This is a genomic window from Streptomyces sp. H27-C3 (assembly GCF_030063415.1).
GTDB lineage: Bacteria > Actinomycetota > Actinomycetes > Streptomycetales > Streptomycetaceae > Streptomyces.
In genome coordinates this window covers 262,393-285,260 of the sequence record NZ_JASITA010000001.1, presented here as the reverse complement: position 1 = coordinate 285,260, position 22,868 = coordinate 262,393, and the positions used below count along the sequence as shown (strand labels likewise).

Annotated in this window: 17 protein-coding genes and 2 pseudogenes; 11 read left to right on the top strand and 8 right to left on the bottom strand. The window is 71.8% G+C overall.

The genetic code is table 11. The features are described 5' to 3' along the window. Positions 1–23: 23 nt before the first annotated feature. Positions 24–908, bottom strand: coding sequence for a DeoR/GlpR family DNA-binding transcription regulator (locus QMK30_RS01060; protein WP_283515166.1), 885 nt, complete (start codon positions 906–908; stop codon positions 24–26). 299 nt (positions 909–1,207) lie between these two features. Here QMK30_RS01060 and QMK30_RS01055 point away from each other — a divergent pair, with 299 nt between their 5' ends. Continuing rightward, the gene (locus QMK30_RS01055; RefSeq protein ID WP_283515165.1) at positions 1,208–3,598 is read left to right on the top strand and encodes a hypothetical protein; all 2,391 of its coding nucleotides are present in this window, start codon (positions 1,208–1,210) and stop codon (positions 3,596–3,598) included. On the opposite strand, the gene QMK30_RS01050 is transcribed toward QMK30_RS01055, so the two are convergent. From QMK30_RS01050 to QMK30_RS01035, 4 genes are all read right to left on the bottom strand, one after another. Next, on the bottom strand, positions 3,568–5,973 hold the full coding sequence (locus QMK30_RS01050; protein WP_283515164.1) for a right-handed parallel beta-helix repeat-containing protein: 2,406 nt from the start codon (positions 5,971–5,973) through the stop codon (positions 3,568–3,570). The two genes, QMK30_RS01055 and QMK30_RS01050, sit on opposite strands and share 31 nt — an antisense overlap. A 101-nt stretch (positions 5,974–6,074) precedes the next feature. Next, positions 6,075–6,680 (bottom strand): Rv1733c family protein, encoded by a 606-nt coding sequence (locus tag QMK30_RS01045; RefSeq protein ID WP_283515163.1) that lies wholly within the window; start codon positions 6,678–6,680, stop codon positions 6,075–6,077. 51 nt (positions 6,681–6,731) lie between these two features. Continuing rightward, positions 6,732–7,556, bottom strand: a complete 825-nt coding sequence (locus QMK30_RS01040) for an MOSC domain-containing protein (protein WP_283515162.1) — start codon at positions 7,554–7,556, stop codon at positions 6,732–6,734. 42 nt (positions 7,557–7,598) lie between these two features. Next, positions 7,599–8,069, bottom strand: a complete 471-nt coding sequence (locus tag QMK30_RS01035; RefSeq protein WP_283515161.1) for a DUF6643 family protein — start codon at positions 8,067–8,069, stop codon at positions 7,599–7,601. 263 nt (positions 8,070–8,332) lie between these two features. Between QMK30_RS01035 and QMK30_RS01030 the strand changes: the two genes are divergently transcribed. Beyond that, positions 8,333–9,613 carry a TerD family protein gene (locus QMK30_RS01030; RefSeq protein WP_502963036.1) on the top strand — a complete coding sequence of 427 codons (1,281 nt, stop codon included), beginning with the start codon at positions 8,333–8,335 and terminating at the stop codon, positions 9,611–9,613. A 118-nt stretch (positions 9,614–9,731) separates the two neighbouring features. Here the strand turns inward: QMK30_RS01030 and QMK30_RS01025 are convergent, their stop codons facing one another. Further along, complete coding sequence (locus QMK30_RS01025) at positions 9,732–10,904, bottom strand: glycosyltransferase (RefSeq protein ID WP_283515159.1); 1,173 nt, start codon at positions 10,902–10,904, stop codon at positions 9,732–9,734. A gap of 58 nt (positions 10,905–10,962) precedes the next feature. Between QMK30_RS01025 and QMK30_RS01020 the strand changes: the two genes are divergently transcribed. From QMK30_RS01020 to QMK30_RS38665, 3 genes are all read left to right on the top strand, one after another. Further along, positions 10,963–11,748, top strand: a complete 786-nt coding sequence (locus QMK30_RS01020; RefSeq protein ID WP_283515158.1) for a glutamate racemase — start codon at positions 10,963–10,965, stop codon at positions 11,746–11,748. A gap of 69 nt (positions 11,749–11,817) precedes the next feature. Next, positions 11,818–12,378, top strand: a complete 561-nt coding sequence (locus tag QMK30_RS01015; RefSeq protein ID WP_283515157.1) for a hypothetical protein — start codon at positions 11,818–11,820, stop codon at positions 12,376–12,378. 242 nt (positions 12,379–12,620) lie between these two features. Then, complete coding sequence (locus QMK30_RS38665) at positions 12,621–12,776, top strand: hypothetical protein (RefSeq protein WP_502963035.1); 156 nt, start codon at positions 12,621–12,623, stop codon at positions 12,774–12,776. Here QMK30_RS38665 and QMK30_RS38660 read toward each other — a convergent pair. After that, the gene (locus tag QMK30_RS38660; RefSeq protein ID WP_502963034.1) at positions 12,758–13,144 is read right to left on the bottom strand and encodes an O-antigen ligase family protein; all 387 of its coding nucleotides are present in this window, start codon (positions 13,142–13,144) and stop codon (positions 12,758–12,760) included. The two genes, QMK30_RS38665 and QMK30_RS38660, sit on opposite strands and share 19 nt — an antisense overlap. A 162-nt stretch (positions 13,145–13,306) precedes the next feature. On the opposite strand from QMK30_RS38660, the gene lnt reads away from it, so the two are divergent. The 6 genes and pseudogenes from lnt to QMK30_RS00980 all read left to right on the top strand — a co-directional run bounded on the left by lnt (position 13,307) and on the right by QMK30_RS00980 (position 21,651). Continuing rightward, positions 13,307–14,929 carry an apolipoprotein N-acyltransferase gene (gene lnt / locus QMK30_RS01005; protein WP_502963033.1) on the top strand — a complete coding sequence of 541 codons (1,623 nt, stop codon included), beginning with the start codon at positions 13,307–13,309 and terminating at the stop codon, positions 14,927–14,929. 26 nt (positions 14,930–14,955) lie between these two features. Further along, positions 14,956–15,435, top strand: a complete 480-nt coding sequence (locus QMK30_RS01000; RefSeq protein WP_283515156.1) for an NUDIX hydrolase — start codon at positions 14,956–14,958, stop codon at positions 15,433–15,435. A 118-nt stretch (positions 15,436–15,553) separates the two neighbouring features. Continuing rightward, positions 15,554–16,010, top strand: a pseudogene (locus tag QMK30_RS00995) (SDR family oxidoreductase). 70 nt (positions 16,011–16,080) lie between these two features. Next, positions 16,081–17,295: an FAD-dependent monooxygenase gene (locus tag QMK30_RS00990; protein ID WP_283515155.1), complete on the top strand. Its 1,215-nt coding sequence runs from the start codon at positions 16,081–16,083 to the stop codon at positions 17,293–17,295. A 738-nt stretch (positions 17,296–18,033) separates the two neighbouring features. Further along, positions 18,034–20,476 (top strand): annotated as a pseudogene (locus QMK30_RS00985) (glycoside hydrolase family 3 C-terminal domain-containing protein). A gap of 134 nt (positions 20,477–20,610) precedes the next feature. Further along, the gene (locus QMK30_RS00980) at positions 20,611–21,651 is read left to right on the top strand and encodes a LacI family DNA-binding transcriptional regulator (protein WP_283515154.1); all 1,041 of its coding nucleotides are present in this window, start codon (positions 20,611–20,613) and stop codon (positions 21,649–21,651) included. Positions 21,652–21,735: 84 nt separating this feature from the next. On the opposite strand, the gene QMK30_RS00975 is transcribed toward QMK30_RS00980, so the two are convergent. Further along, entirely contained in the window at positions 21,736–22,818 is a 1,083-nt protein-coding gene (locus QMK30_RS00975; protein ID WP_283515153.1) for a DUF1996 domain-containing protein, read from the bottom strand. Positions 22,819–22,868 lie beyond the last annotated feature (50 nt).

The following is a 22,868-nucleotide window of genomic DNA, read 5'->3' as shown; positions in this document are numbered from 1 at the left end:
CGCACACCATAACTGGCGGCTCGTCAGATGTCTTCGGGATTCTGATCGTTGTGGGATTCCCGGGACTCGTCGTCGTTACGGGAGATGCGGGACTCGCCCGCCACCACCAGTCCCGGCAGCAGCTCATCGATCTCCGCCCGGTCGTGCGCGGGCATTCCGCCGTCCGTCACGAGTGTGTCGACCTCGTCGAGCGCCGCGAACGAACTCAGCCCCACCGTGCCCCACTTCGTGTGGTCCGCGACCACGACGACCCGCCGCGCCGCGTGCACCAGCCGTCGGTTGGTCTCCGCCTCCGCCAGGTTCGGAGTGGAGAGCCCCGCCTCGACCGAGATGCCGTGCACGCCGAGGAAGAGCACATCGAAGTGGAGCGAGCGGATCGCCCGGTCGGCGACCGGGCCCACCAGCGAGTCCGACGGAGTCCGTACGCCGCCGGTGAGCACCACCGTGGCCGTCCCCGGCCGCTGCCCGTTCCCGCCGCCCGCGCGCTGAGCGGTGTGGAACACATCGGCGACCCGCACCGAATTGGTCACCACCGTCAGGTCGGGCACCTCCAGGAGATGCTGGGCCAGCGCGTACGTCGTCGTTCCGCCGGACAGCGCGATCGCGCTGCCGGGCACGGCCATCGCCGCCGCCGCCCGCGCGATGTCCTCCTTGGCGCTCAGCTCCAGATTCGACTTGGCCTCGAAGCCGGGCTCGTGGGTGCTGGCCTCGACCACCGGCACCGCACCGCCGTGCACCTTCTCCACCACGCCTTGGCGGGCGAGCGCGTCCAGGTCGCGCCGGACCGTCATGTCCGAGACATTGAGCTTCCTGGTGAGCTCGTTGACCCGGACACCGCCACGCCGCCTGACCTCGTCGAGGATCAGGGCGCGACGCTGCTCGGCGAGCAGGTTCTGATTCTCGGTCACGGGTGTGCCGGTCCTTTCGTACGGTCGGGAACGGGCGGTCGATACGGCAGGTCGATATGGGTCGAATCGCCGTGCCGTGCGAATCGGAGTACGGACGGTCCGTGGGCGATTGCTCATCCTCGCACGCGCTCAGGTCCGCCGGACCTCGGGGAGATTCGGTGAGAACCGTTGGACAGCCGCACCCCGCCCGGGATCCTGGGAGACCGCGCCGGCACCGCCCGCGCGGACCACGATCTTGCCATCGCCAACACGCCAACACGCCAACACGCCAACACGCCAACACGAGAGCGAGACCCAGAGTGCCCCGAGTCACACCGTCCCCCGGCGACGGCGGGCCCGCGCTCGAACTGCTGGTGCACGGAGTCGGCGGTACCACCCCCCAGGAGATGCTCGGTGATCCACGAACGGTCCGGGTCACCGGCGACGAGACCGCCGCCATGTACCGCCGCGCCGACGACGTCGAGGCGGATGTCCCTCCCGCGGACCCGGACGACCCCGAGGGCTACGCGGGCTCCGAGGGCGCCGAGGAGCCCCGCGACCGGCCGGTCCCCGAGGCGTATGTCTGGTGCAACCTCACCTCCGGCAACGGCGCCCGCGCCCTGTGGCTGCTCCTGCTGCCCTTCATGGTCGCCAACCTCGCCCACTGGATGCGGCCCAACACCCGAGGCCTGAGAAAGACCGTGCGCATTTACGGGGTGCTCGTGCGGCTCGTCGCCCTCAGCCTCACCGTGCTGCTCGTCGCCGCCGCCTGCGAGGTCGCCCTCGACCTGACCGCCTGGCAGTGCGCGGGCTCGGCCGACTGCTCCCGCGACAAGTCCTGGCTCGGCTTCGTCTCGGCCACCCAGGACGGCTGGTGGGCGCAGCCCGGACGCAGGCTCGCCCTCGCCGCCCTCGTGCCCGCCGCGCTGACCGGCCTGCTCTGGTACCTGTCCAACCGCACCTGGAGCGCGTACGAGTCGCAGCGCCCGCTGCCGCCCGGCGCGGAGCCCGACCCGGACGAGCCGACCGAACGGCCCGCCCTCGGCCTGCCCGGCTTCTGGTACGGCCGCAGGCTCGTCTCCCGGCTCCGCGCCGCCCACACCGCCGCCGGTTTCCTCACCGTCGCCGCGGCGCTCGCCGGCACGGGGGCCCGCTACGACCGGCATGCCTCCGGCTCGCTCCTGGAAACCTTCGGCTGGGTCATCGAGGCATCCCTGGCGGCGGGCGCCGTCGTGGTGGTCTGGGTGGTGTGCCGCCGGGGCCGCAGCGAGACGCGCCTCGACCTGAAGCTCGACCGGGCCGTCGTCACCCTGCTGCCCGGATCGGCGCTCGCCCAGCTGGTCCTGTCGATGTTGTACGCCGCCTGGTCCCGCCCCGGCTGGGAGTCAGGGGGCAGGCTTCCCGGCGACTTCACGTTCGGGGTGATCGCACTCGCCCAGGGCGCGCTGGTCGTCGGCCTCGCCGCGGTCGCGCCCGTCATGTACCGGCGGGCACCCGACGCGCGTACGGCGATGCGCGGGTTCGGCGGACCGGCCGTCGCGATGCTCGCCTGCTCGCTTGGCGGCGTCATGACCGGGGGCGTGGCCCAGCGCGTCGGCGACTGGCTCGACGGGCCTGGCACCCCGGGCGAGCAGGGAGGCAGTATCGAGGGGCCGCCGGTACTGCTCACCTGGCAGGCGTCGGCCATCCCGCCCCTGCTGCTCGTCCTGCTCGCGCTCGGCGCCGTCCTCGCCGTACGCACCTGGCGCGCCGGGCGGGCGCTGGCCGCGCAGGTCGAGGCGGACTACCCGGGCGAGGACCCCGACTGGGTACGCACCCGGCGGATCGCGCGCACCCGTGCCAGGGCCGCCCTCACCGACTCCGCCCCGTCGATCCTCGGCGTCACCTCCGCCGCGACCCTGTTGCTCGGCGCCGCCGCACTGGTGGGCGCCCGGGCGACCGGGCAGGTGCCCGGCAGGGCCGCGGCGGAGGCCCCCGCCTACATCGCCTCGATGGCCCAGACCGCACAGGCACTCGGCTCATGGATGATCGGCTTCGGCTTCATACTGTTCGTCACCTGGGGCCGCCGCGCCTACCGCGACCCCGCGGCCCGCCGCACCATAGGCATCCTCTGGGATGTCGGCACGTTCTGGCCGCGCGCGGCCCACCCCTTCGCGCCCCCCTGCTACGCCGAGCGCGCCGTCCCCGACCTGACCTGGCGCATGGCCACCTGGACCGACCGCACCGGCGGGCGCCTCGTCATCTCGGGACACTCGCAGGGCAGCGTGCTGGCGGCCGCCGCCGTCTGGCAGTTGCCCCCGCGCACCCGGCGCCGCGTCGCGCTGCTCACCTACGGGTCACCGATGGAGCGGCTGTACGGGCGCTGGTTCCCGCAGTACTTCGGCCCCGCCTGCCTGGACGGGCTGCGCCAGGATGTGCACTGCTGGCGCAATCTGTGGCGTCCGACCGACCCGATCGGCGGCCCGGTGCGCGTCACGGGCGCCACGCAGCCCGCAGTGGACCGGGCCGCGCTCAAGGACCCGCTCGCCTACGGCCGCACCCGTGAACAGCCGCTGCCCGCCCCCGTCCTGGGGCACTCCGAGTACCAGGCCGACCCGGCCTTCGACCAGGAGCGGACCGCTTTGCTCGACCGGCTGCCGCCGTCCGTACTGCCCCGCCAACGGCCCGAAGCCGTCCGACCTCAGGGCAGTTCGGGCAGGTCGTCCGGGTAAAGGAGAGTCAAGTCGTCCTTGTCCATCTCTGCGAGCTGGGCGACCCGGCCCGCGTGCCGCTCCACCATCGACTCGAAGGTCTGGCGCGCGGTACGGCCGTTGCCGAAGGCGGGCCCCTTGGGCAGCGCCGTGAAGTACTTCAGCAGCGCTTCGGCGGTGCCGTCGGCGATCCGGTACTCGTGGTCCTCCGCCTGCTGCTCCACGATCCGCAGCAGCTCGTCGGGTACGTAGTCGGAGAAGGTGATGGTCCGTGAGAAACGGGACGCCACACCGGGGTTGGTGGTCAGGAAGCGGGCCATCTCCGCCGTGTAACCGGCGACGATCACCACCACCGCCTCCCGGTGGTCCTCCATCAGCTTCACCAGGGTGTCGATGGCCTCGCGGCCGAAGTCGCGCCCCGAGTCCTCGGGGGACAGCGCGTACGCCTCGTCGATGAACAGCACCCCGCCGCGCGCCCGGTCGAAGGCCTCCTGGGTACGGATGGCCGTCGAGCCGATGTGCTCGCCGACCAGGTCGACCCGGGACACCTCGACGAGATGGCCGCGCTCCAGCACCCCGAGCGAGGCCAGGATCTCGCCGTACAGCCGCGCCACCGTCGTCTTTCCGGTGCCGGGGGAGCCGGTGAAGACCAGATGGCGGCGGACCGAGGCGGCCTTGAGGCCCGCCTCCTGGCGGCGGCGGCCCACCTCGATCATGTCGGTGAGCGCGCGCACCTCGCGCTTGACGCTCTCCAGGCCCACCAGGGTGTCGAGTTCACCGAGGACCGCCTTGGACGACCGGGCAGGCTCCGCGGCCGGGTCGGGACCGGTCACGCCCTCCACGGGACGCTGGACCGGGATCGCGCTGAGCACCCCGGGGGTCTGGGCCGCGGTCAGTACGACAGAGGCCTCCTGGGCCGGCGCCCGTACGCCGCTCTCGTCGCTGGTGCAGTCCTCCACCAGCTGGCCGTCCTCGGCGAACTCGTAACCACCGCGCGCGCAGCGCTCGGTGCGGCAGCGTGTCAGGATCGAACGGCAGCCGTCGATCACGTGGAAGCCGTAGCCGCTGCTGCCCGTGACCCGGCAGCCGTCGAACGTGCCGCGGCCTTCCGCGGAGACGTAGAACCCCGCCTCCGCGGGCGCGGTGACGGTGCACCGCTCGATGCGTGGGTCGGCGCCCTTGGTGACGATGACGCCGGTCTGCGCGCCGTCGATGGTGCAGCCGGAGAGGGTGCCGCCGCTGCCGTGGTCACGGAACCAGGCGCCCGTGGACACCTCGCGGATCCGGCAGTCGTCGAGCTGTGCGGTCGCGCCGTCGCTCACCGAGACGGCCGTATTGCGCACCTGGGACAGGTCGCTGTCGACGACATCGGCGCGCGAGCCGCGGTCGAGGACGAAGAGCGCGTCGGGAACGTCGTGCACCCGGCAGGAGTCGAGGACGGCGGTCGCGCCGTCGCTGATCCATACGGCCGGATAGTCGCCCGTACTGTCGTGGATCTCGCACTGGTTCGCGTCCACCCGGGTGCCCGGGTCCCAGACCGACAGGCCGTTGCGGCCGAAGCGGCGCACGGTGGAGCGAGTCAGGGTGAGGACCGAGCGCGAGCGCAGATCGATCGCGTTCTCGGGGATGTCGTGGATGTCGCAGTCGCAGAGCGTCAGCACGGCGTCGGTGTCCAGGGTGATGCCGTCGGCCGAAGTGCGGTGCACGGTGCAGTCGGTGAGATGGGCGGCGCCGCGCGCGGTGATCTGCACACCGGTGCCGTTGACCTCGTACACCTCGCAGCCGATGGCCTCCAGGCCGCTGCCCTCGCCGGTGACGGTCAGTCCGGCGCCCGAGGTGTGGTGGATCCGGCAGCGCTCCAGGCGGGGGTGCGCGCCGCCGCGGACCGAGACGCCCGACTGGCCGGCCGCGACCACCTCGCACTCCTCGAAGACCCCGCCCGCGCCCTCCAGGACGCCGATGCCGATGCCCGCCGGGTTGTCGATGGTGCAGCGGCGCACGGTGGGCCGCGCGGCGCCGCGTACCTCGATGCCGACCGCGGAGCGGGTCACGATTCGCAGGTCGCTGAGCTCGGGGGTGCCGTCCTCGACGAGCAGGGCGGGCGCCGCCGAGTCCTGCCCTTCGATGTGCAGGTCCTGGACCACGGCCGAGGCGCGGACGGTCAGCGCCACGCCGTCGACAGGGGCGATACGGACCGAGCCGACGGTGCCCTCGGGGCCGCGCAGTGTCACGGCGCGCTGGACGACGAGGTTCTCCCGGTACGTGCCGGGAGCGACGGTGAGGATGTCACCGTCTCCCGCGGCCTCCAGGGCTGCGGCGAGAGAGGCGTATTCGCCTGTGCGGCGCCGCCACCGCGATGTGCCGGTGTGCGTCACCTGGACCGTGCCCTGTGCCATGACGTTGCTGTGCCCCCACCTTGTGCCGACGATCTGGCCGCTCCACCGTAGCGCGCGCGGGGGCGGGGAGTTGACCGGTCAGTCGTGCCCGGTGGCTCCGCTCAGTTACCCGCGTCCGTCCGGCCCCAGTCGGGTCCGGCCCTGGCCCAGTCCCGGTCGAGACGGGCGTACCGCCGCTGCATGAGACGCCGTACGACCAGGCGCCTGCCCCCTTCGATGATCGCCACACTCGCCGCTCCCGCGCCGACGCCCGCGACGGCGGCGTGGGTGCCTGCCGTGCTGGTGTCCATCGGGCGGTCGACGACCAGGCCCCGCTCGTCCGTCCACATCCGGAACCGGTCGCCCGGCCGCACCCCCCGCTGGGTGGTGGTCACCGCGCCCGTGTGCCGACTGCCGTCGGCCGCCGTCCAGTCGGCGACGACCCGCACGCGCGCCGCGTGCTCCGAAGGCACCTCGGGGTCCACGACCGGTCCCGGTCCCGGCGCCGTGCGCACGACGACGGCTGTCGTGAGGTGGCGCTGCTGGTGCTGCACGCGCACCGATTCCTGAAGCGCCGCGTTGGCCAGCGCGCCGCACATCCAGCCCGCGGCGGGTGCGGCGAGGGCGATCAGCAGGGCGGCGGCGAGCATCGCCCATGCCTCGACGAGATCGGTCGTACGGCGCAGCGGATTGTGCCGCCAACGCCAGACTCCCGCTGCTGTGTGCACCGTCCCTCACCCCCTTTCCACGACCGTACGAGTTCCCACGGGGGCGGGGTCCTATTCGAGGATCGCCACCGGATCACCGACACGGAGCGTCCCGGTGCGCTCCGGCACCAGGTTCTGCCCGAAGATCAGCTGGCCACCGGCGCGCCGGTGACGGGCAAGCGTACGCAACGGCTCCTTGCCGCGCTCCGCCGTCCCCTGGTCGGTGGTGGTGACGACACAACGGCCGCAAGGTTTCGCGACCCGGAAGGTGACCCCGCCGATCGCGATCCGCTTCCAGCCGTCCTCCGCCCAGGGGGCGGTTCCGTCCACGACGACGTTCGGCCGGAAACGGTTCATGGGCAGGGGGCCCTCGTCGGGATGGTCACCCTGGGCGATGAGCGAGTTGAGCGCGCCGAGGGAGGCCGACGTGGCCACCAGCAGCGGGTAGCCGTCGGCGAAGCTCACCGTTTCGCCGGGCAGCGCGAACTTCGGGTCGACGGGGCGGCGGTGCGCCGGTTCGTCGAGGTGGACCAACCGCACCTCGGTGCCCAGGTGCTCGCTCAGCCAGGCGTGTGCCCCCGCGCCCGCCTCGACCGCTTCGACCTTGTCCTTCCAGATCTCCACCCCGGTGGTGCAAGCGGGCTCCGGTATCGCGACCGTCAGCGTCTCCAGGCCGGGTGCGGACAGCCGGATCCCGCCGTCCGGCAGTGGCTCGGCGCGCGCCAGCGCCAGCCGCGGATGCGGACGCTGGGTGACCACCTTGCCGACCGGGTCGACCAGCATCCACCTGCGGTCTCCGCTGAGTCCCCACGGCTCGACCTCCGCCTCGCCCGGCGTGCATCCTGCCAGTGACTTGACCGGGTAGACGTGGACCGCGTGGAGAACTGGGTTCGGCATGGGGCCATCCTGCCAGCCGGGTCGGACACCGCACCGAGCCGGTCAGTAGCCCCCGCCCTGGTACTGACGGTTGTACGGATCGTCGTACGGCGAGGGAGCGGGCGCGGGGCGCGGCGCGGCGGGGCGCATCGCCTCGTACCCGGTGGCCGACCCCGGGCGCTGCTGGGGCTGCTGGGCGCCGGGGTAGCCGCGGGGGCTCGCCGCCTGCTGCGGGATGTAGGGCGCGGGGATGTACTGCGCGGGGGCGGCGTGCTGCAGCGGCACGGGTTGCTGAGCGGCCTGCGGGTAGCCGTACGCGGGCTGCTGGTACTGGGACTGGGCGGGACCGAGCGCGGGCAGCGCCGCCGGAAGGGCCGGCAGATAGCTGTTTCCGGTGTCGTACGCGGAAGGGACCCGGATGGGCGCGATCTGGGGTGTACCCCGCTCTGCGACGAGGGAGTCGTAGATCGGAGTGTCCGGGAAGGACGGGGCGGAGTAGTAGCCGCCGCCGTAGGTGGAGCGGGGGGAGGTCATGGCACATAAGTTAAGCCGAAGATGTTCTGGTTGGGGAGCCCGATAAGAGGGTTGTTTTGCGTGTGGGGAGTGATGACGGATCCCCTAATCCGAGCGAACTTGGGAAAATCGGTCGCCGTGAAGTGTTGGGATCGTGTAAAGACCGCTCCTGGCCACGGGTTACCCGCGGTCGGCGCGTGATCTTCAGCAGGTCGTCGTGAACCCCGACGGCCGCTGGGGAATAGGTTTGGCCGCGCGGTATTTTTCAGACACCCGGACCCGTGATGGGGGCGAGCATGTCCATGCTTAAGGGAACCAATGTTCCGGTGCCGGCGGCGGCCGTGCGCGTCGAATTGGGCTGGCGTTCGGCGCCCGGCGTGCCAGACGTCGACGCCTCGGCCCTCCTGCTGGTGGCGGGAAAGGTTCGCTCGGACGCGGACTTCGTCTTTTACAACCAGCCCACGCACGGATCGGGTGCGGTCAGGTACGACGGGAAGACCCCCGGCGGGGACACCGTGACGGACGTACTGACCGTCGACCTCGCGCGCGTGGAGCCCGCCGTCGAGACCGTGGTGGTGGCCGCTTCAGCCGACGGCGGCAACTTCGGGCAGGTGCCGGGCCTCTACGTCCGGGTGCTCGACGCGGCGAACGGCGCCGAGATCGCGCGCTTCGAGAGCCAGGACGCGAGCGTCGAGACGGCCTTCGTCCTCGGCGAGCTCTACCGGCGCCAGGGAGCCTGGAAGTTCCGTGCGGTCGGGCAGGGCTACAGCAGTGGCCTGGAGGGGCTCGCCAGGGACTTCGGCATCAGTGTCGACGAGCCCCAGCAGCCGGCCCCGGCTCCGCCCCCCGCCGTTGTGCGGGCTCCCGCGCCGGTGCAGGCACCGCCGCCGCCCCCTGCCCCGTCGGCCGCGCCCCCCGCCGCCCCGGTCCGGCTGACGAAGATCACGCTCACCAAGGAGGCCCCGACCGTCTCCCTGTCCAAGCAGGGCGGCACCACGGGCACGATGCGCGTGAACCTCAACTGGGAGGTGCGCAAGCAGTTCAAGGGGTGGGGCGCCAAGCTCGGCCGGGCCGTCGCCATGCATGGCGACCTCGACCTCGACCTGTGCGCCCTGTACGAACTGACCGACGGCCGCAAGGGGGTCGTCCAGGCGCTCGGCAATGCCTTCGGCGCGCTCAACCAGCCGCCGTTCATTCATCTCGACGGAGACGACCGCACGGGCGCCGTGAGCACCGGCGAGAATCTGACGGTCAGTCTGGACCACAAGGACCAGATCCGCCGCGTCCTGATCTTCGTCGCCGTTTATGAAGGCGCCCGCTCATTCGCGGATCTGCACGCCACGGTCACGCTCACACCACAGCACGGCGCCCCCATCGACTTCTCGCTCGACGAGTGCACCGTGCCTTCGACCGTCGCCGCACTGGCCCTCATCACCAATGAGGGCGGCGACTTGACCGTGCGCCGAGAGGCCCGCTATCTCGTACCGGAACGCGGAGTCAGCCCGCAGCGCACCATCGACTACGCCTATGGCTGGGGCATGAACTGGACCCCCGGCAGGAAATGACCGCCCGGTGATCACTGGCCAACCAGCCAGTGATCCCACGGTCGGTGATGCGGCCGGTCACGTGCTTGTCCGGCGCGGCGGCCGCTTTGCGGTTCGGCCGCGCGAGCCATTCACCGGCTCAGTGGTCCGGCGCGGTCTCGGGACGGGCGTACGTGCGCCCTTTCCAGGCCGCGCCGCGCCCCCGGTAGTGCTGCACGGCCGAATCGACCGTCATCAGCAGATAGAGCACCGCGGTGAACGGCAGCGACAGCGCGAGCCACAGCGGCTGCCGGTAGTGGCGGAGCATCGGCAGATACGTCCCGGTCATCACCGCCCACGCCGCTCCGCCCGCCCACGCGGCAGCCGCGTCGCCCGACAAGAGACCGGCGCACAGCGCGACCGGCGGCGCGAGATAAACCAGCGCGAGCCCCGCCACCGTCCCCGCGAGCAGCAGCGGACTGTGCCGCAGCTGGGCGTACGCGCTGCGCGACACCATCCGCCACAGATCACCGAGCCGCGGGTACGGGCGCACACTGTCGACCCGCTCCGCGAGCCCCAGCCAGATCCGGCCGCCGACCCGCCGCACTGCCCTGGCCAGCGACACATCGTCGATCACCGCGTGGCGGATCGAGTCCGGCACCCGCGCGTGCACCGCGATCCCCGTCCGCAACAGCACACAACCGCCCGCGGCGGCCGACGTCCTCGCGCCGGCCCGGTTCACCCAGCGGAACGGATAGAGCTGCGCGAAGAAGTACACGAAGGCCGGCACGACCAGTCGCTCCCACCCACTGACGACCCGCAGCCGCGCCATCTGGGACACCAGGTCGAGATCGTTCGAGCAGGCGGCGGCGACCAGCTCGCGCAGGCTGTCCGGAGCGTGCGCGATGTCCGCGTCCGTCAGCAGCAGGAACTCCGGCTCCCGGACGCGCGCCAGCGCGATGCCGTGCCGCAGCGCCCAGAGCTTGCCGGTCCAGCCGGGTTCCGGTTCGCCGGGAGAGGCCACCGTCAACGGCAGCCCGCCGTGCCGCACCGCCAGCGTCCGGGCCAGCTCGCCCGTACCGTCCGTGCTCCCGTCGTCGATCAGGAAGACCTCGGCCCTCCCCGGGTAGTCCTGCGCCAGCAGCGACGGCAGGCTCGAAGGCAGCACCTCGGCCTCGTCGCGCGCCGGGACGACGACGGCGACATCCGGCCAGTGGGCCGGGGCCTCGCGAGGGGGCAGCCTTATGTCCGTACGCCAGAAGAAGCCCTGACCCAGCACCAGCCATACCCACACGACCAGTGATCCCACGGCAATCCAGGCAAGGGCACTCATCCACCGAAGTCTGCCCCACCCCGACGGGCACGCAAGGGCGGTCGACTATGGTGACCGGGTGAAGATCGCGCTGATGGACTCGGGAATCGGCCTGCTGCCTACGGCCGCCGCGGTACGCCGACTTCGGCCGGACGCCGCACTCGTGCTGTCCTCCGACCCGGACTCGATGCCGTGGGGACCGCGCACCCCTGAGGACGTCACCGCGCACGCGCTCGCCGTCGCGAAGGCAGCGGCGGCGCACCACCCCGACGCGCTGATCGTCGCCTGCAATACGGCGTCCGTGCACGCGCTGCCCGCGCTCCGCGCGGAACTGGAGCCCGGCATCCCCGTCATCGGCACGGTTCCGGCCATCAAACCGGCCGCGGCGAGCGGCGGACCCATCGCCATCTGGGCCACGCCCGCCACCACTGGCAGTCCGTACCAGCGCGGACTCATCAGCGACTTCGCCGGCGGCGTCACCGTCACCGAAGTGCCCTGCCCCGGGCTCGCCGACGCGGTGCAGCACGGCGACGAGGAAGGCATCGACGCGGCCATTGCCGCCGCCGCCGCTCTCACCCCGAACGATGTAACGGCCGTCGTCCTGGGCTGCACCCATTACGAACTGGTCACCGAGCGCATCCGGGCCGCCGTCCAGCAGCAGGACCGGCCGCCCGTGGTGCTCCACGGATCCGCCGAGGCCGTGGCCGCCCAGGCGCTGCGTCGTATCGGCGCTCAGCCCGCCCCCGCGGCCACACCGGACCACGGGCTCACCGTGCTGCTCAGCGGCCGTGACAGCCCGCTGCCCCGGCAGGCACTCGGGTACGCGGAAGGCCGGCTGCTGGACGCCGTCAGCACCGCCCGCTGACCGGCGCCCGCCCCAGAGGCACCCGACGCGGCGCTGCCCCGAACGCGGAACGTGAGTAGTCTGCTACGCATGAGGGACCACCCCCACGGCGAGGGGCGCAGCTCGGAGCCCACTCCCCAGACCTGGACAGGCCGCGCGACCAACCGCGGACAGTGGCTGCTCGCGGCCGCCGGCGCGGGATGTCTGGCGCTCGGCATCGAACTCGCGGTCGACTCCGCGTGGACCTCCGGCCTCGCCCCCCTCGTGATGTCGGTCGTCGGCTGCATGGCGGCGGGCCTGCTGATGCTCTACGGCACGCTCGCCTTCGTGCACGTGGCGGTCAAGGTCGACCGTCACGCGCTCGAAGTGCGCTGCGGTCACATGGGTCTGCCCCGCTGCCGCATCCCGCTCGACCATGTGGTGGGCGCCGAGTTCGCGCCGAGGCTCACACCGCAACAGTGGGGCGGCTGGGGATACCGCTGGCGCCCCGAGAAGGGGACGGCCGTGATCGTCCGCAGGGGCGAGGGCATTGTCCTCAAACTCGGCGACGGCAAGACCTTCACCGTGACGGTGGACGACGCGGAGGCGGCGGTGCGCGTTATCCACGACCTGCTGAGCCGCGCCATCCCCGGCAGGCCCGCCGGGGCCTGACCCGGCCGGCGTGCCTGTCCCACGTACAGCCCCGCGTGGGAAGTCCAGTGAGGTGGATTCGAGTTTCGGCCGCACCACGTGAGGCGTGTGCCGCATCAACCGCCTGGTCAGCGGGGCGCCGATCTTGAAATCGGCGATGCCGAATCTCGAAACCGGGACACTGGGCGGGGCCGACCACCGGGGCGTCGTACGTGGGCTCCGGGACCGCGGCATCCGCTTCGTCCTGCCCCAGCCGCCGCGTGGTGGCCAGCCCGGCGAGCAGCCCCGCTCCCGCCGTCACCGGCGTGAAGCTCAGCGCGTTGCCGATGCAGGCCAGGGCGGCCGGCGCGGTCTGCGCCGCCGCGGCCGTCAGGGCTATCGAGGTGGCGCGGGGCGAGCGCTACAGCACCCAGCCGTAGACGCCCCCGAGCAGGACGACCCCGGGGATGCCCTGTTCAGAGGCCTGTTGCAGCAGCGCCGAGTGGGGCTTGCCGTCGGCGTCCCGTGTCTGTTGCGCGGTCGGGCTCAGCTCGCCGAACCGGTCGGGGCCCGCGCCACGCCCCGGGTGCTCCTTGGCGAGGCCGATCGCGTCCTGCCACAGCAGCACCCGGTTCACACTCAGCTGGCCCTCCAGGGATGCGGTCAGCCCGCCGGGCAGCGCGTCCGCGGCGACGGCCCAGGAGCCCGCGGCCACCAGCGCCGTGGCGAGGACCAGCCCCGCGGGCGCGGCCGTCCCGCGGCGCGCCCGTGCCGCGGCGAGCGAGCAGAGCAGCACACCCCCCGACATGTGACGGGCCCCGCCCGCGACGGCCGACGAGGCCCGGCGGCAGGGACTGGCGCATACGGTAACGGCAGGGACGGGGGTTTGTGTACAGAATGCGCAGAAACGTTGCATCGGCCGTTGGACCGGCCTGTGGGGCGCCGGGCCGGTCACCGTAGACTCCGCTGGGTGAGCACCACCACCGCCGTAGGCGAGCCGGAACGGCTGAATTCGCAGTCCGATGCCACCTCGCGCGGGAAAAGAGCACTGCGGCGGGTCGTGGCGCCGATGGCCGCCGTGGTCTCCGGCCTCCTCCTGTACGCGAGCTTCCCGCCCCGCCCCCTGTGGTGGCTGGTACTGCCCGGCTTCGCCCTCCTCGGCGGATGTCTGTACGGGCGACGGCCGCGCGCCGCGTTCGGCCTCGGTTTCCTGGCGGGTCTCGGCTTCCTGTTGCCGCTGCTCAGCTGGACCGGCGAGGAGGTCGGCCCGGTGCCGTGGCTGGCCCTCGTCGTCTTCGAGTCCCTCTTCGTCGCCCTGTGCTGCGTCGGGATCGCCCTGGTGACCAGGCTGCCGCTGTGGCCCCTGTGGGGCGCGGCCATGTGGGTCCTTGGCGAGGCGGTCCGCGCGCGCGTGCCGTTCGGCGGATTCCCCTGGGGGAAGATCGCCTTCGGTCAGGCGGACGGCGTCTTCCTGCCGCTCGCCGCACTCGGCGGCACCCCGGTGCTCGGCTTCGCGGTCGCGCTGTGCGGCTTCGGCCTGTACGAAGCGGTCCGCCAGTTCCGTACGTACCGTGAGAGCGGCGAGGTGCCGCGCCGGGGCGCCGTCGTCGCGGCCCTGGCCGTCGTCGTACCGGTCGCCGCGGCGCTCGCCTCGCTGCCGCTCCTGGACAACACGGCCGAGGACGGCACCGCGACCGTCGCCGCGATCCAGGGCAACGTGCCGAGGCTCGGGCTCGACTTCAACGCCCAGCGCCGCGCCGTCCTCGACAACCACGCACGGCGCACCGAAGAACTCGCAGACGACGTCAAGGCGGGCAAGGAGCCACAGCCCGACTTCGTGCTCTGGCCGGAGAACTCCTCCGACCTTGACCCGTACCGCAACGACGACGCCCGCCGGGTCATCGACGAGGCCGTGAAGGCGATCGACGCCCCCACCGTGATCGGAGCGGTGCTCACACCTGACAAGGGCAAGCTCCGCAACACCCTGATCGAGTGGGACCCGCAGCGCGGCCCCGTCGCCACCTACGACAAGCGGCACGTCCAGCCGTTCGGCGAGTACATCCCGATGCGGTCCTTCGTGCGGATCTTCAGCTCGGACGTCGACCGGGTGCGCCGGGACTTCGGGCCGGGCAACAAGGTCGGTGTCTTCGACCTGGCGGGCACCAAGGTGGGACTGGCCACCTGTTACGAGGCGGCCTTCGACTGGGCGGTGCGCGACACCGTCACCGGCGGGGCCCAGCTGATCACCGTACCCAGTAACAACGCGACCTTCGGGCGCAGCGAGATGACGTACCAGCAGCTGGCGATGTCGCGGGTGCGGGCCGTCGAGCACAGCCGCTCCGTCGTTGTCCCCGTCACCAGCGGGGTCAGCGCCGTCATCCGGCCGGACGGCCAGATCGTGCGCAAGAGCGGGATGTTCACCCCGGCCGCACTGGTCGAGGAGGTGCCACTGCGCTCCTCGCTGACGCCCGCGACCCGGCTCGGAACGATCCCCGAGGGAGCGCTCGCACTGCTCGCTGCCGCCGGCCTCGGATGGGTCGCGGCCCGCGGTGTGCGGGCCCGCCGCCGTACCCCCGGCAGTGCGCCGAAGTGATCTCACCGGGCCGTTAGGGTCGAGTCATGGGAACACCCGACTTCATCCGCGAAATCCGGGCCACCGCGGGCCACCAGCTCCTTTTCCTGCCGGGTGTCAGTGCGATCGTCTTCGACGACGCGGGGCGCGTGCTCCTCGGTCGGCGCTCCGACGACGGCAAGTGGTCGATCGTCGGAGGGATCCCGGAGCCCGGGGAGGAGCCGGCGGCGACAGCCGTGCGCGAGGTGTTCGAGGAGACGGCCGTGGTGTGCGAGCCGGAACGGGTCGTCCTCGTCCAGGCCCTCAAGCCGGTGCAGTATGCGAACGGCGACCTGTGCCAGTACATGGACATCACCTTCCGGTGCCGCGCCGTCGGTGGTGAGGCGCGGGTCAACGACGACGAGTCGCTGGAAGTGGGCTGGTTCCCGGTGGACGCGCTCCCGGAGCTCAATGACTTCGCCCTGCTGAGGATCAAGCAGTCACTCACCGACGCACCCGCATGGTTCGAGCCCACCACCCAGCTCTGAAGTATGGGCGGCGGCCACATCGGTCGCACGACGGCCGCTGCTTACGACCTCGGGGGCAATAGTGCGCGGGCTCCCGGCGTCCTGCGACTCCGCCTCCGAGGTCGTTAGGGTCGTGACCATGACCGCGCCCACCGCACCCCCTCCACACGCCGCCGCACTCGACCTGGGCGGCGGCAGAGCGCTTGTCACCGGCGCCGCGGGCGGCATCGGCCGGCCTGTGTGCTGCGGCTCGCGGCGGTCGGCACCAAGGTCACCGCCGTGGACCGCGACCTGCGGGTTCGACACCCTGGTCTCTCTCGTGGCCGATGTGCAGCGGGCCCGGGGGCTCAGAGGCACCGTCGAGCCGCTCGCCCCGGACCTGACCGACCTGGACGGCGGAGTCGGCGGCGGCGGGCACGGACATCCTGGTCAACAACGCCGGGCTGCAACTGGTGCGCCCCATCAAGGACTCCGCCGTCAAGCGCCTCGTCGAGCCGGACGAGGTCGCGGAGGCGGTCGCCTATCTGTGTGGCCCGCAGGCATCGTTCCTCACCGGCATCTCGCTCCCCCTCGACGGCGGCTGGGCCGCGCACTGAGAACACACACCGCATCTGCTACTTTGTGTCGCGAATTGACTACTTTTCGTTATGGAGAGGGAGTGTGTGTGTGAAGGTCGCCTGTGTCGGCGGCGGGCCCGCCGGCCTGTACTTCTCGATCCTCATGAAGCGGCAGGACCCGTCCCACGACATCACCGTCTACGAGCGCAACCCGGCCGGTTCGACGTACGGCTGGGGAGTGACGTACTGGGGCGGCATGCTCGACAAGCTCGCAGGCAACGACCCCGAGTCCGCGGCGGCCATCAGCGGGAACTCGGTCCGCTGGAGCGGGGGCACCGCGCACATCCGCGAGCGCACCACCACGCACCAGGGCGACCAGGGCTTCGGCATCAGCCGTCGCACCCTGCTCACGGTCCTCACCGAGCGGGCCGAATCCCTCGGGGTGCGCGTCGAGTTCGACCATCCGGTGGTCGCCGGGGCCGAGCTGCCCGACGCCGACCTGGTCGTCGCCGGTGACGGCGTCAACAGCGAGCTGCGCGAGCGGCACGCCGACCACTTCGGCACCGATGTCGCGGTCGGGCACAACACCTACATCTGGCTCGGCACCACCAAGCTCTTCGACTCCTTCACGTTCGCCTTCGTGGAGACCGCGCACGGCTGGATCTGGTGCTATGCCTACGGGTTCAGCGCGGACCACAGCACCTTCATCGTCGAGTGCTCCCCGGCGACCCGCACAGGCCTCGGGCTCGACCGGGCGAGCGAGGCCGACAGTCTGGCCCTGCTGGAGCGGCTCTTCGCCGAACCGCTGGACGGACACCGCCTGATCGGCCGGGCACACGATGACGGCAGCGCACAGTGGCTGAACTTCCGCACCCTCACCAACCGGACGTGGCACCGCGGCAACCTCGTCCTGCTCGGCGACGCCGCACACACCACGCACTACTCCATCGGCGCGGGCACCACACTCGCCCTGGAGGACGCCATCGCCCTGGCCGGCGCACTGCGCGGACAGCCGGAACTGGGGCCCGCCCTCGCCCGCTACGAACGGGAGCGCAGATCGGCGCTGCTGTCCGTCCAGAGCGCGGCCCGCTACAGCGCCCGGTGGTACGAGAACCTTCCGCGCTACCTCCACCTCGCGCCGCCGAAGGTGTTCGCGCTGCTAGGCCAGCGGCACTCCCCGCTGCTCCCGTACATCCCGCCGCGGCTGTACTACCGGATCGACCGGGCGACCGAGCGTCTGGAAGCGCTGCGCAGGCTCAAGCGCTGGCTGGGCCCGCGGATCGCACGGACCCTGCACGCCCGCCCGTGGACCGCCCGCACCTAGCCACCGGCCTCCGCAGGTCGGAGGCGGGGCCGGTCGACCTGACCCGGAACACCTGTTCCTGGGCTTCGGAGAGGGCCCCGCACGCGCGCGTCTCGGGGAGCGCGTGAAATTGCTGCTCGTCGATCCGGAGCCGGTGCCCTCCGCCCTGAGCAGGCCCCTGGTGCTGGACATCCCAGGCCTCCCCGACGGCGTCAAGGCGGACCTGGCCTCGACTATTCCCGAGAGCCTCGGCCGCACGGTCTGTACACCGGTGGCGGGGTCCCGGCCTGGCGCAGCGCACGCCCGGTCGAAGATTTCGCGCGCGCCCGGCCCGGCGTGCTTCCCGTCCTGCCCGCATCCGGGACACGCCCCGCGCGTACCAGGCCCGCCAGGAACAGGCGTCGCGGGCAGGACAGTCATGACCCCGCCCGTGTCGAATCCACCGACGCCATACCGCTGGCGACGCCGACCGGCGGAAGTACCGTCCGGGACGCCCGCCGACCAGACCCCCGGCAACGAGTCCGAGGCCGACATGGCTGCCCCGGCCGAACCTGAACTCTCCGACATCGTTGCCAACTTCGGCCGTGGCGCAGACACGGGGGTACGCCGACGAGGCACTCGCGGGCGTCGGCGCAGCCCATCCGGCATCCACGCCAACCACACCCGGACCGGCCCGGTGTTGCCGCATTGACAGTTTCCCGCCCCCTGGTCATGCTCTGGGAGAGCGCTCTCCCAGAGCGTTGGGGAGAGGTGTGGGGGATGACCGAGGAAGAGCTGACTCGACTGCTGGACAAGCTGGACCTACGGCAGAAGGTGCGCATGCTCACAGGTGCGACCACCTGGCGCACACATGCTGAACCAGCCGTAGGGCTCAGGGAGTTGACGGCTTCCGACGGGCCTGCGGGGGTGCGGGGGGAGGCGTGGGACGAGCTGGACACCTCAGTGCTGCTGCCCGCCGCATCGGCGCTCGGTGCGATGTGGGACGAGGCTCTCGTGGAGCGGCTCGGGGGCCTGCTCGCGGCCGAGGCCCTGCGCAAAGGCGTGGACATCGTGCTCGCGCCCAACCTCAACCTGCACCGATCGCCGCTGGGCGGACGCCACTTCGAGTGCTTCTCCGAGGATCCCGAGCTCACCGGCCGCACCGGCGCCGCCCTGATCCGGGGCATCCAGGCCCATGGCGTCGCGGCCACCGCGAAGCACTACGTCGCCAACGACTCCGAGACCGAACGCCTCACCGTGGACGTCTCCGTCGACGAGCGCGTGCTCCGCGAGGTCTACCTCGCCCCCTTCGAGGCCGCCGTCAAGGCCGGCGTTCGGCTCGTCATGACCGGGTACAACGGCGTCAGCGGCGCCACGATGACGGAGCATCCGCTGCTGGCGGAGCCACTGAAGGGCGAGTGGGGTTTCGACGGGGTCGTCATCTCGGACTGGGGCGCGGTGCGGTCCACCGTGGCGTCCGCCCTGTCGGGGCAGGACCTCGCCATGCCGGGACCTGCGGGCCCCTGGGGAGATGCCCTGGTGCGGGCCGTCCAGGACGGCATGGTCCCCGCCGACACCGTGGACGACAAGGTGCGCCGCCTGCTCCGGCTCGCCGACCGGCTCGGGGCTCTCGGCGCACCGGCCACCCCGGCCCCACCGCGGCCCGCTCCCGACGCGCAGCCGCTGCTGCGGCGCGCGGTCGCCGCGAGTTCGGTTCTGCTGCACAACCGCGGCTTGCTGCCGCTGGACCCCGCCGCCCTGCGTACGGTCGCGCTGATCGGCGTACATGCCGGGGAGCCTAGGACCCAGGGCGGCGGCAGCGCCGGGGTCTTCCCGCAGCGTGTGATCACGCCGCTCGACGGTATCCGCGCGGCGCTCGCGGGCCGGTCGCGCATCGTCCACGTACCCGGTCCGGCCGTCGCGGATCCGCCGCCACTGACGGTCGCGGAGTGCCGGGATCCCCGCAATGGACTCCCTGGGGTTCTGCTGCGCGTACTCGACGCCGAGGGGCGCGAGCTGTATGCCGGACACCGCCTGTCCGGACGCCAGTTGGAGCCACCCCTGGTGCCGGGAGCGCGCACGGTCGAGATCAGCGCCCGACTACTGCCCGCACACGGGGGCGAATGGGTCTTCGGCGTCGGCGGTTTCGGGCGTATGAGCCTCACGGTGGGCGAACATACCCTGGTCGAGGGGGTGTTCCGGCGCGACACGGACGACCCGGCCGTCGTTCATGTGAACCCGCCGTGCCACTACGGGCGCATTCGGCTCACGGCCGGACAGGCGGTGGCGGTCGTGGCACGCCGGGAACTCGCGGACGACACGGGCCGCGCCACCCTGGTGACCGCGGGGCCGCCCGCCCCGGATCCCGCTGCCCGCGCTCGCCGCGGCGGCCGAAGCGGCACGCAGCGCGGACGCGGCCGTCGTGTTCGTCGGCACCACGGAGGACGGCGAGTCCGAAGGGCGAGACCGCACCGATCTCCGGCTCCCCTTCAGCCAGGACGAGTTGGTACGGGTCGTCACGGCCGCCAACCCGCGCACCGTCGTCGTCGTCAACGTCGGCGCTCCGGTGGAGATGCCGTGGCGTGAGCAGCCCGGAGCGATATTGCTGGCCTGGTTCCCCGGCCAGGAGGGCGGCACCGGGCTCGCCGACGTGCTGTTCGGACGGGCCGAACCGGGCGGACGGCTGCCGACCACCTGGGGCGCCGCCCTCGATGACGTGCCCGTGACCGTGACCAGGCCGGAGAGCGGCGTACTGGCCTACACCGAGGGACTTCATATCGGCTACCGGGCCTGGCTGCGTGAGGGCCGCGAGCCCGCGTACTGGTTCGGGCGCGGCCTCGGGTATACGACCTGGGAGTACGAGGAACTGACCACCCCAGCCACGGTGTTGGGAAGCGGCGCCTTCACCGTGGCCGTTCGCGTGCGCAACACCGGTGGTCGGCGCGGCCGGGAGGTGGTCCAGGTGTACTTGGCGAGACCGGGGTCCACGGTGGAGCGCCCGCAGCGATGGCTCGCCGGGTACGCGTCGGTCGATGCGGAGCCCGGCGAGCGGGTCACGGCGACGGTACGAGTCCCGGCGCGGTTGCTGCGTCACTGGTCGGAGAGCGACCGAGGCTGGTGCGTGGAACCGGGTTCGTACAGTGTGCTCGCCGGACCGTCGGCCGGCGAGCTGCCCCTGGCCGCCACGGTGTGCGTGGGGGAAGTCCGCCCCACTCGTCCATAGACTCGCGTCGACGACCTCAACCAGCCCTTCATCGGGTCCGATACAGCCCTGTGCGCTCCTGCCGAGCGGCATCTGTGGAGAGCGCTCCCCGAGGCGCTTCCCGCAGTTCCTGTCGCCGCCGGTAGGGTACGGACATGACCAGACAGGCGCCGACCCTAGAGGATGTCGCGCGTGCGGCCGGCGTCTCCCGCGCGACCGTCTCGCGGGTCGTCAACGGCATCCGCAACGTGGACCTGGAGATCCAGGAAGCGGTCCGGGAAGCGATCGAGCGGACCGGCTACACGCCCAACCGGGCCGCGCGTTCGCTGGTGACCCGGCGCGCCGAGACCATCGCGCTGGTGGTCTCCGGAGCGGGCGACGACACCGAGAGCGAACAGAACGCCTTCGCCTCCCGGGTCCTCACCGACCCCTTCTTCGGGCGGGTGGTCGGCGGTGTCGTCGGCTTCCTGCGCCCGAGGTCCATGCATCCGGTGCTGATGTTCGCCGAGTCCGACGCCGCCAGGCACCAGGTGCGGGCCTATCTCCGCCAGGGCAGCGCCGACGGTGCGCTGATCTTCTCCACGCACGCAGAGGACCCGCTGCCCGCACTTCTCGCCGCCGAAGGCCTGCCCTGCGTGCTGTTCGCACGCCCCGCGTTGCCGGCCCAGGTCAGTTACGTCGACTTCGCGCACCAGGACGGCGCGCGCATGGCTGCGGAGCATCTGCTGGCGCGCGGCTGCCGCCGCGTCGCCACGATCACCGGACCGTTGAACGTGCCGGCGGCCCAGGACCGCCTCGTCGGCTTCCGCGATGCCACGGCGCGGCATGGGCACCCGTACATCCCCATAGCGGAGGGGGACTTCACCGTCGAGAGCGGAGCGACGGCCATGGTCCGCCTGCTTGCCGAACACCCCGACATCGACGGGGTGTTCGCGGCCAACGACCTGATGGCGCAAGGGGTCTGCCAGGCGCTGCGCGAGGCGGGCAAGCGGGTACCCGAAGACGTGGCGGTGATCGGCTTCGACGACTCCAGCGCGGCGGTCGGCTGCCGACCGCCGTTGACCACGATCCGCCAGCCGATGGAGGAGATGGCGGCCACCATGGCGCGGCTCCTCCAGGAGCAGATCGAGGGGACGCTGACCGCGCCCACTTCGGCGATCTTCGATGCGGAACTGGTTCTCCGCGACTCGGCGTAGCCCGCGGAGGCACCGGCTCAGGCCGAGGCCCGGCCCGCCCCTGGGTGGGGCGGACCGGGCGACGGAACGGGCGTTACCGGCCGGTCAGGGCAGCCGGTAGTCCGCGTTCAGCGCGGCGCCCGCACCGGGGTGCGTCTGGTCGTAGCCACGCGCGTCACACTGCAGTCCGCCCACCACGCAGTGGTCGACCAGCGCCTTGAGCGTGCGCTCGTCCCACGCGTTGAAGAAGTCGTAGTGGAAGGTATGGCCCCCGCCGCTGGCCAGCCGGACCTGCGACATGTCGCCGTCCGCAGGGAAAGCCATCTTGAACTCGACCATGGGCAGTGCCACGGGGTGACTGGCCGGGCAGACATTGTCGTTGGTGCCCGGCTTCACGTCCGGATACGCCATGTGGCTCTGGTGGTCCGGTGTGTCGAGATGCTGGCCGTTCCAACAACTCGGTGCCTGCATACGGAGATTGAGCTGCGAGCCCGCCGGGCAGTTCTGCGGGAACCCGACATTGCCGAAGCTCTCACCGCACTCCCAGCCCTCGACCCACCCGGGGTGGTCGCGAAATTCCTGGGGGCTCTGGGTGGGACTGCCGACGACGTACCGCAGGCCCTTGGGGAAGGGGCGCACCGTGGTGTAGTCGGTGACACCCGCCTTGTAGTAGATGGTCTGCGGTCCGATCGGCAGTACCTTCTTGTCGCCCTTGAACAGGGACGGCATCCAGTACGCCGAGGAGTCGCCCGGCGCCTTGCATGTGGTGTTGCCGCCGTACAGGGACGCCGTGGTGCTGTTGGCGTTCGTCGTCGTGTTGCCCATGAACGTGTGGTCGTGGGACCTGCCCGGTTGGCCGGGGTAGATGATCGGGTCGTCCGGCGCGGTGTGTGTGACCGAGCAGTTGGCCTGGAACTCGTGGAAGTACCGGGACGGCGGGGCCTGGGCGGCCGGGGGCAGAGCGGTCACCGGCGGGTTCGCCGGAATGTAGCCGTCGCCGTCCGCGTCGTCGCCGGAAGGCAGCAGGGACACCTTGTTCGTGTGCCCGGTGTGCGTGGACGCGCTCGACACGCTCTTGGAATCCGAGCCGGGGTCGGCGGCCGAGGTGATCGAGCCGATACCGAATGTGGTCGCCGCCAGTGCCGTACAGACGAGCAGCGCGGACAGAGTTTTTGAACTCCGTCTCATGGGAGACCTCCTGTCAGAGGTGGTGGGGGATGGGGGGATGTGCGGTGGGT